We start from the raw sequence: 9364 nt of genomic DNA, 5'->3' as shown, positions 1-9364 counted from the left end.
CGCCTACCGGCTGGACGGCACCGACCGGGTGCTGCAGAAGACGCCGTTCTCCTTCGACGTGTCGGTGTGGGAGTTCTTCTGGCCGCTGGCGGCCGGCGCGACCCTGGTGCTGGCCCGGCCGGAGGGGCACCGGGACACCGGCTACCTGGCCCGGACGATCCGGGCGGAGGGCGTGACGACGGTGCACTTCGTGCCGTCGATGCTGCAGGCCTTTCTGCGCGAGCCGGTGGAGGAGTGCGGGAGCCTGCGCCGGGTGGTGTGCAGCGGCGAGGCGCTGCCGCGCGACCTCCAGGACCGCTTCCTGGCCCGCTCGTCCGCCGCCCTGTACAACCTGTACGGCCCGACCGAGGCCGCCGTCGACGTGACCCACTGGATCTGCGGGCCGGAAGACGACCCCCGGCGGCCGGTGCCGATCGGCCGGCCGATCGCCAACACCCGGATCCTGGTCCTGGACGAGGCGATGCGGCCGGTGCCGGTCGGGGTGCCCGGCGAGCTGCACATCGGCGGCCGGGGCCTGGCCCGGGGCTATCTGAACCGGCCCGAACTGACCGCCGAGCGCTTCGTCCGGGACCCGTTCGACCCGGACCCGGCGGCGCGGCTGTACCGCACCGGAGACCTCGCGCGGTTCCGCGAGGACGGCGCGGTGGAGTTCCTCGGCCGGCTGGACCACCAGGTGAAGCTGCGCGGCCTGCGGATCGAGCTCGGCGAGATCGAGGCCGTGCTGACCGAGCACCCGGGGGTGCGGGAGGCCGTGGTGACGGCCCGTCCGCACCGGACCGGGGACGTCCGGCTGGTGGCACATCTGACCTCGGCCGACGCCGCCGGGACGCCGCCCGGGCCGGCCGAGCTGGCCGCCCATCTGCGCGGCCGGCTGCCCGGGTACATGGTGCCCGCGGTGTTCGCCGTGCTGGACGCGCTGCCGCTCACCCCGAGCGGCAAGGTGGACCGCAACGCGCTGCCCGAGCCGGGCGAGGACGGCCCGGCGGCGGGCGCGCCGTTCACCGCGCCCGGGGCCGGTCTTGAACGGTCGCTGGCCGGGCTGTGGCGCACGGTGCTGGGGGTGGAGCGGGTCGGCGCCCACGACAACTTCTTCGACCTCGGCGGGCACTCGCTGCTGATGGCCGAGCTGCGGTCGCTGCTCGCGGCGGACCTCGGGCACCGGGTGTCGATGGTCGAGCTGTTCCAGCACCCCACGGTGGCCTCGCTGGCCGCCCATCTGAGCCGGTCCGGGGTGGATCCGTCCACGGCCCCCGGGGCGGCCGCGCGAGAGCGCGCGGAGAACCGACGCCGGGCCGGTGCCCGGCGGCAACAGGCGGCCGTGCGCCGTGCCCGTTCCTGAGAGCGCGAAGTGAGAGAGCGACAGGTGGCCCCGATGCCGGAGATGTCCGAAGAACTCGACCAGATCGCCGTCGTGGGGATGGCCGGCCGCTTCCCCGGCGCCCCCGACGTCGACAGCTTCTGGAGGAACCTGGAGGAGGGCCGGGAGTCGATCGAGGTGCTCTCCGAGGCCGGACTGCGGGCCGCCGGGGTTGCCCCGGAGGTGTCCGGCCGGGACGGCTACGTCCGGGCCAAGGGCGTGGGCCTTCTTCGGCTACAACCCGCGCGAGGCGGAGATCATGGACCCGCAGCACCGGGTGTTCCTGGAGTGCGCCTGGGAGGCGCTGGAGTCGGCCGGCTGCGTGCCGGAGGACTTCGAGGGCCGGATCGGCGTGTTCGCCGGCGCCGGGATGAACACCTATCTGCTGCACAACGTCACCGCCAACCGCCGGGTCTTCGAATCGGCGGGGCCGTACCAGACCCTGCTGGCCTCCGACAAGGACTTCCTGGCCACCCGGGTCGCCTACAAGCTGGGCCTGACCGGTCCGGCGCTGAGCGTGCAGACCGCGTGCTCGACCTCGCTCACCGCCGTCCACCTGGCCTGCCAGAGCCTGCTCAACGGCGAGTGCGACCTCGCCCTGGCCGGCGGGGTGTCGATCGGCTCCCCGCTGAAGCAGGGTTACCAGTACGAGCCGGGCGGCATCCTCTCCCCCGACGGGCACTGCCGGCCGTTCGACGCCTCGGCGGGCGGCACCGTGCCCGGCAACGGCGTCGGTGTGGTGGTGCTGCGCCGGCTGGCCGACGCGCGGCGCGACGGCGACCCGGTGGACGCCGTGGTGCTGGGCTCGGCGGTCAACAACGACGGTTCACTGAAGGCCGGTTACACCGCGCCGAGCGTGGACGGGCAGGCCGCGGTGGTCTCCGAGGCGCTGGCGATGGCCGGGGTCGACGCGGGCTCGGTCGGCTACGTGGAGACCCACGGCACCGGCACCGCGCTCGGCGACCCGATCGAACTCGCCGCGCTGACCCGGGCCTTCCGCGAGGACACCGAGGAGACCGGCTACTGCGCGATCGGCTCGGTGAAGAGCAACATCGGCCACCTGGACGCCGCCGCCGGGGTCGCCGCGCTGATCAAGACGGTGCTGGCGCTGCGACACGAGGCCATCCCGGCGTCCCTGCACTTCACCAAGCCCAATCCCGAACTCGACCTGGACTCGGGGCCGTTCTTCGTCAACGACCGGCTGCGGCCGTGGCCCCGGGGGGAGCGGCCGCGCCGCGCCGGGGTCAGCTCCTTCGGCATCGGCGGCACCAATGTGCACCTGGTGCTGGAGGAGGCCCCTGCCTCCGCCCCCGCGCCTTCGGCCGAACTCGCCGACGAGGCCGCCGACGAGGACACCGCCCCCGTCCTGCTGCCGCTGTCCGGCCGCACCGCCGAGGCCGTCGCCGAGGGCGCCCGACGGCTCGCCGACCACCTGGAGGCCCACCCCGGCCTGCGGCTCGACGACCTCGCCCACACCCTGACCCACCGCCGCCGCGCCTTCGGCCGCCGCACCGCCCCGGTGGCCCTGGACCGGGCCGGGGCGGTGGCCGCGCTGCGCGCCGTCACCCCCACCGGCACCACCGAGGCCGCCGAGGGCGCCCGGGTGGCGTTCCTGTTCCCCGGCCAGGGCACCCAGTACGTCGACATGGCCCGCGGCCTGTACCGCCGGGAGCCGGTGTTCACCGCCGAACTCGACCGCTGCGCCGAGCTGTTCGCCGCCGAGCTGGGCGAGGACCCGCGCGCACTGCTGTTCCCCGCCCCCGGGGCGGCCGAGGCCGCTGCGGAGCGGCTGACCCGCACCGAGTACGCCCAGCCCGCGCTGTTCCTGGTGGAGTACGCGCTGGCGCAGCAGTGGACGGCCTGGGGCGTGCGGCCCGACGCGATGGTCGGCCACAGCGTCGGCGAGTACGTCGCCGCCTGCCTGGCGGGCGTCTTCGAACTGGCGGACGCGGTGCGGCTGGTGGCGGCCCGGGGCCGGCTGGTCGCGGCGATGCCCGCCGGGTCGATGCTCACCGTGTTCCTGTCCGAACGGGAACTCGCGCCCTGGCTGGCCGACGGCGCCGGCCTCGCCGTGGCCGCCCTCAACTCCACCGGGCTGAGCGTCGTCTCCGGCCCGGCCGACGCGGTGGACGGGCTGGAGCGACGCCTCAAGGAGGCCGCCGTCCCCTGCCGTCGGCTGCACACCTCGCACGGCTTCCACTCCCCCGCCATGGACGGCGCCGTCGGCCCGCTGGTCGAGGCGGTCCACGCGGTGCGGCCGAAGCCGCCGCTGATCCCGTTCTGCTCCAACGTCACCGGCACCTGGATCACCGAGCAGGAGGCGACCGACCCGGAGTACTGGGGCCGCCACCTGCGGCAGCCGGTCCGCTTCGCCGACGCCGCCGCGCTGCTGCTCGCCGACCCGTCCTGGGTGCTGCTGGAGGTCGGTCCCGGCCACACCCTCGGCGACTTCGTCCGCCGCCACGGCGCCTGGCAGGAGGGCCGGACGGTGGTCGGCTCGCTGCGTCACCCGCAGGGGCGGGAGGACGACGCGCTGCTGCTGCGCCGGAGCCTGGGCGCGCTGTGGAGCGCGGGCGTGCCGGTCGACCGGGACGTCCTGCGGCCGGGCGCCGACGGGCGGGTGCTGCGGCTGCCCGGCTACGCCTTTCAGCGGCAGCGCTACTGGGTGGAGCCGGACCGCGCCGCCGCGTCCGACCCCCGGCTGGCGGCGCCTCGCCCCGCCGACCGCAAGCACCCCCGGCACCCCCGACGGCGGGCCGCTGTGGGTGGTGCTGGGCGACGGCACCGGCCTCGGCGCCGCGCTGGCCGGGCGGCTGGCCGAGGAGGGCGCCGCCGTGGTCCGGGTCGGCGTCACCGACGGCTCGGAGCGCACCGACGGGCTGCGCGTCCCCGGTCCGCACGCCCGCGGCGCGAACGCCTGGTCGCTGGACCCGGACGACCGCGCGCAGGCCGCCGAACTGCTCGGCGCGCTGGACCTCCGGGGCGCGACCTCGCTGCGTCTGGTGCACCTGTTCAGCCTCGGTGACGACCTGTCCGACGGCGACGTGCTGGAGGGCGAGGCGCTGGACGAGGCCCGGCTGAACGCCGCCCGCCGGCTCGGCCTGGACAGCCTGGCCGCCCTCGCCCAGGCCCTCACCGACACCCGCCCCGCCGTCCCGGTCACCCTGGACGTGCTCTGCCGGGGCGTCCACAGCGTCACCGGCGAGGAGCCGCTGCGGCCCGAGCAGGCCCTGCTGGCCGGACCCTGCACGGTGATCCCCCAGGAGCTGCCGGACGTCGACTGCCGTCTGCTGGACGTCACCGGCACCGACCCGGCCGCCCCGGCGGAGGAGGCGGTGCGCGCCGTGCACCGGCTGCTGCTGCGCGACCCGGGGGAACGCGAGCTGGCGCTGCGCGGCCGGCACTGGTGGGTGCGCGACTTCGACCCGCTCCCGCTCCCGGCCGGAGACTCGGCCGACACCGCCGACACCGCCGACACCGCCGAGGCCGACCGTCCGGCGCACCGAGGCCGACCGTCCGGCGCACCCCCGCGACGGCGGCGTCTACCTGGTCACCGGCGGCCTCGGCGGAGTCGGCCTGGCCCTCGCCGAGCAGCTGGCCGAGGGCGTGCGGGAGCCGGTCCTCGGCCTGCTCGGCCGCTCCGACTTCCCCGCCGAGGAGGACTGGCCGGCCTGGCTGGAGACGCACGGCGAGCAGGACCCGACCGGTGCCCGGATCCGCCGGCTGACGCGGCTCCGGGAGCGCGGCGCACGGATCGCGCTGCTGCGCGCCGACGTCACCGACAAGCGCGAACTCGGCGCCGCGCTGGCCGCCCTGCGCGCGCGGTTCGGCCCGCTGAACGGCGTGGTGCACGCGGCCGGAGCCCCGTCCACCGGCATGCTCGCCCGCCGGACCCGGGCGGACGCCGACGCGGTCCTGGCGGCGAAGACCGTCGGCACCCTGCTGCTGGACCGGCTGTGCGCCGACGACCCGCTGGACTTCCTGCTGCTCTGCTCCTCGGTCAGCGCCGTCCTCGGCGGCCCCGGCCAGAGCGACTACGGCGCGGCCAACGCCTTCCTGGACGCCTTCGCCCAGTGGCGGCGCCGGCAGGGCCGCCCGGTGACGGCGCTCGGCTGGGGCACCTGGGAGGGCGTCGGCATGGCCGCCGGACTCACCGGCCGGGCGTCCGCCGCCGGGCCGGAGACCGGCCACCCGCTGCTGCGCCCGGTCCGCGCCGAGGGCACCACCGTCGTCTTCGAGACGGTGCTCTCCACCGCGGACAGCTGGATCGTCGACGACCACCGGCTGATGGGCCACGGCCTGGTGCCGGGCACCGCCTACCTGGAACTCGTCCGGGCCGCGCTGGCCGGGCAGGCCGGGGAGCGCGAGATCGAGCTGCACGACGTGCTGTTCATGACGCCCGTGATCGTCCCCGACGGGCAGACCCGGACGGTGTTCACCACGATCGAGGAGCGGGACGGCCGCCCGCACTTCACCGTCCGCAGCCGCCCGGCGGCGGACGCGCCGTGGCGCGAGCACGCGACCGGCTCGGCCTCGTTCCACGAGCGCGGTCCGGACGTCGTCCGCGACCTGGCCGAGGTGGCGGAGCGCTGCGAGGTGACGGAGGTCCTGGAGACCGAGGCCGAGATCCGCCGCCGGCTCGGGGTGGAGCGCTTCGAGGAGGGCGGCGGGCCGCTGCGGTTCTGGTTCGGACCGCGCTGGCAGGTGCTGAAGACCATCCGCACCGGCGGCCGGCGGATGCTCGCCACCCTCCGGCTGGACGACGCCTTCCTGGCCGACCTGGCGGACTACCCGCTGCACCCGGCCCTGCTCGACATGGCCGGCGGCGTCTTCCGGCTGCACGCCGAGGACCCGTACTACCTGCCGCTGACCTACCGCAGCCTGCGGATCCTGCACCCGCTGACCGGCACGGTGGAGGTCGCCGTGGAGATCAAGCACCCGGCCGGGTCGACCGGGGAGACCCTCACCTGCGACCTCGAACTCCTGGACCCGGACGGCCGGTTGCTGGTCCAGGTGACCGACTTCACGGTCAAGCGGATCAACGACGTCGAGGCGCTGCTGACCCAGATCGGGCAGACCGTCGCGGAGGCCGAGGCGGCCGGCGCGGACGCCGGGGCAGGTACCGGATTCGGCTCGACCGAGGCCGGTTCCGCCGGTTCTGCCGGGGCGCTGGCCGCGCTCGCCGAGGGCTTCGGCGAGCCGGAGGGCCGGGCCGCGTTCGCCCGGGTGCTGGCCCAGCCCGAACTCCCCGCCCAACTGGTCGTCACCCCGCAGGACTTCACCGCACTGCGGCGACTGGCCCGCTCGATCACCCCGGCACTGCTGGCCCGCGAGCTGGAGCAGCTGGCCCCGCTCGGCGGCAGCCACCCCCGGCCAGAGCTGGCGACCCCGTTCGTGGCGCCCGCCACCGAGCGGGAGGAGGCCGTCGCGGCGCTCTGGCGGGAGGTCCTGGGTGTCGAGGAGGTCGGTGTGCACGACGACTTCTTCGCCCTGGGCGGCCATTCGCTGGCCGCCGTTCAGATCAACACCCGGATCCGGAGCCGCTTCGGCACCGAACTCGACCTGCGGGACTTCTTCCACTCCCCCACCGTCGCCCACACCGTCGACCTGCTGGACGGGGGCGGCGGAACCGGGGGCGGCGACGGGGACACCATCGAGGCCCTGAGCCGCGCCGGGAACGGCGGAGAACCCGGTCACGAGGACCTCGTCGACGACGACCTGGACGACCTGGACAGCCCGGACGAGCTGGACGACCTCGACGGCCTGTCCGACGAGGAGGTGGAGGCCCGCCTCCAGGCCCTGCTCGCCGAGGAGACGGCCGACCGGGGGGACCAGGAATGAGCGCCCGCGACACCCACGGAACACCCGAGGACGGACGTGCGATGACCACCCCCGACCCCGCGACGCTCTCCGCCGCCGAGAAGCGCGCGCTCCTCGCCGAACGCCTGCGCCGCAAGAAGGCCGCCCGGCCCCGGGAGCACCGGTTCCCGGCCTCCTTCCCGCAGCAGCGGATGTGGTTCCTGGACCAGCTGACGCCGGGCGACACCGCCTACAACGTCTGCGGCGCCACCCGGATCCGCGGCCCGCTCGACCTGGACCTCTGGCGGCGCGCCGTCTCCGCGATCGCCCGGCGCCACGAGGCGCTGCGCACCACCTTCCGGGCGGTGGACGGCGAGCCCGTCCAGGTGGTCACCGAGGGCGCCGAGCCCGGCTTCGCCGTCGTGCCGTGCGAGCACCTGGCCGGTCCGGACGGCGAGGACGGCGTGCACGCCCTGGCCCGGGAGGAGTTCGCCCGCCCGTTCGACCTGGCCACCGGCCCGCTGGTGCGGATGCGCTTCCTGCGGCTCGCCGACGACGAGCACGTCCTGCTGCTGACCATCCACCACATCGCCGGCGACCTCTGGTCCACCTCGGTGTTCCTGGACGAGCTGGTCACGCTCTACGGCGCCTACGCGGGCGGCACCGAGCCCGCGCTGCCCGAACTGCCCATCCAGTACGCCGACTACGCGGTGTGGCAGCGCAAGCGGCTGGACGGGGACGGCGCGCGGGCCGACCTGGAGTACTGGAAGCGCACGCTCGACGGAGCCCCGGCCGCCCTGGAGCTGCCCACCGACCGGCCCCGCCCGCCCGTGCAGAGCACCCGCGGCGGCTCCCGCCCGTTCGCGCTGTCCGCCGAACTGATGGACCAGGTACGGGAGTTCAGCCGGGCCGAGGGCGTCACCCCGTTCATGACCCTGCTCGCCGCCTTCCAGGTGCTGCTGCACCGCTACACCCGGGAGGAGGACGTGGTCGTCGGCGTGCCGGTCGCCAACCGGGGCCGCCCCGAGGTCGAGCGGCTGATCGGCTACTTCGCCAATATGCTGGCGCTGCGCACCGACCTCTCGGGCGCGCCGTCCTTCCGTGAACTGCTGGGCCGGGTAAGGCCGGTGTGCCTGGGCGCGTTCGCCCACCAGGAGCTGCCGTTCGAGCGGCTGGTGGAGGAGCTGCACCCGCGCCGGGACCTCTCCCGCACCCCGGTGTTCCAGGTCTCCTTCGTGTTCCAGAACATCGCGATGCCCTCCTTCGACGTGGCGGGACTGCACCTGGAGCCGATCGAGGTGGCCGGCAGCACCGCCCGCTTCGACCTCGAACTCCAGGTCTTCGACCGCCCGGAGGGCCTGAGCGGCCGCTTCGAGTACAACAGCGACCTGTTCGACGCCGCCACCGTCGACCAACTGGCAGGCCACCTACGGCTGTTGGTGGAGCAACTGCTCGCCGAACCCGACCGCCCGGTGGGCGCGGTGCCGATGCTCGCGGCCGAGGAGGAGCGGTGGCTGCGCGAGCAGGGCAACGACACCCGCCGGGAGTGGCCCGACCGGGCCCCGGTGCACCGCCTGTTCGCCGAGCAGGCCGCCCGCACCCCGGCGGCCGAGGCGGTGCGCTGCGGCGCCGAGGCGCTGGACTACGCGGAGCTGGACCGGCGCTCCGACCGGCTGGCCCGCCGCCTCCGCCGGCAGGGCGTGGGCCGGGACGTCCTGGTGGGCGTGTGCACCGAGCGCTCGGTCGACCTGGTGGTGGCGCTGCTGGCGGTACTGAAGTCGGGCGGCGCGTTCGTCCCGATCGACCCGGAGTTCCCGCCGGAGCGGATCGCGTACATGCTGGCCGACTCCGGCCTGCCGGTGCTGCTCACCCAGCGGCCGGTGGCGGAGCGGCTGCCCGCGACCGCCGCCGAGGTGCTCTGCCTGGACGAGCCGGAGGAGGAGGAAGAGGAGCGACCCGGGCACGCGGAGGACGAGACCGCCCCGGTCACCGGGGAGGACGACCTCGCCTACGTCATCTACACCTCCGGCTCGACCGGGCGGCCCAAGGGCGTGCAGGTCCCGCACCGGGCGCTGGCCAACTTCCTGCGCTCGATGCGGGAACGCCCGGGCCTGACGGCCGAGGACACCCTGCTCGCCGTCACCACCCACTCCTTCGACATCTCGCTGCTGGAACTGCTGCTCCCGCTGGTCACCGGCGCCCGGGTGG

At 75.4% G+C, this 9364-nt stretch carries 4 protein-coding genes and 1 pseudogene; all 5 read left to right on the top strand.

The genetic code is table 11. The features are described from left to right. Nucleotides 1–1339, top strand: a 1339-nt coding sequence (locus VR45_RS36005) for a non-ribosomal peptide synthetase (RefSeq protein WP_045944135.1), incomplete at its 5' end; no start/stop codon positions are given. A gap of 33 nt (nt 1340–1372) precedes the next feature. After that, nucleotides 1373–1456, top strand: a pseudogene (locus VR45_RS50875) (hypothetical protein); the annotation flags it as partial. A gap of 160 nt (nt 1457–1616) precedes the next feature. Further along, nucleotides 1617–4382, top strand: coding sequence for a type I polyketide synthase (locus tag VR45_RS50325; protein WP_286163618.1), 2766 nt, complete (start codon nt 1617–1619; stop codon nt 4380–4382). A 521-nt stretch (nt 4383–4903) separates the two neighbouring features. Next, complete coding sequence (locus tag VR45_RS49490; protein ID WP_286163619.1) at nt 4904–7198, top strand: SDR family NAD(P)-dependent oxidoreductase; 2295 nt, start codon at nt 4904–4906, stop codon at nt 7196–7198. A 41-nt stretch (nt 7199–7239) separates the two neighbouring features. Further along, nucleotides 7240–9364, top strand: a 2125-nt coding sequence (locus VR45_RS35995) for a condensation domain-containing protein (protein ID WP_045944134.1), incomplete at its 3' end; no start/stop codon positions are given.

This window comes from Streptomyces sp. NRRL S-495 (assembly GCF_000966955.1).
Taxonomy (GTDB): Bacteria; Actinomycetota; Actinomycetes; order Streptomycetales; family Streptomycetaceae; genus Kitasatospora; species Kitasatospora purpeofusca.
This window is presented reverse-complemented; position numbering and strand designations above follow the sequence as displayed.

Coding starts and splice junctions, on each gene's coding strand:
- VR45_RS50325 (WP_286163618.1), top strand. CDS start 1,617: ATGGACCCGCAGCACCGGGTGTTCCTGGAGTGCGCCTGGGAGGCGCTG.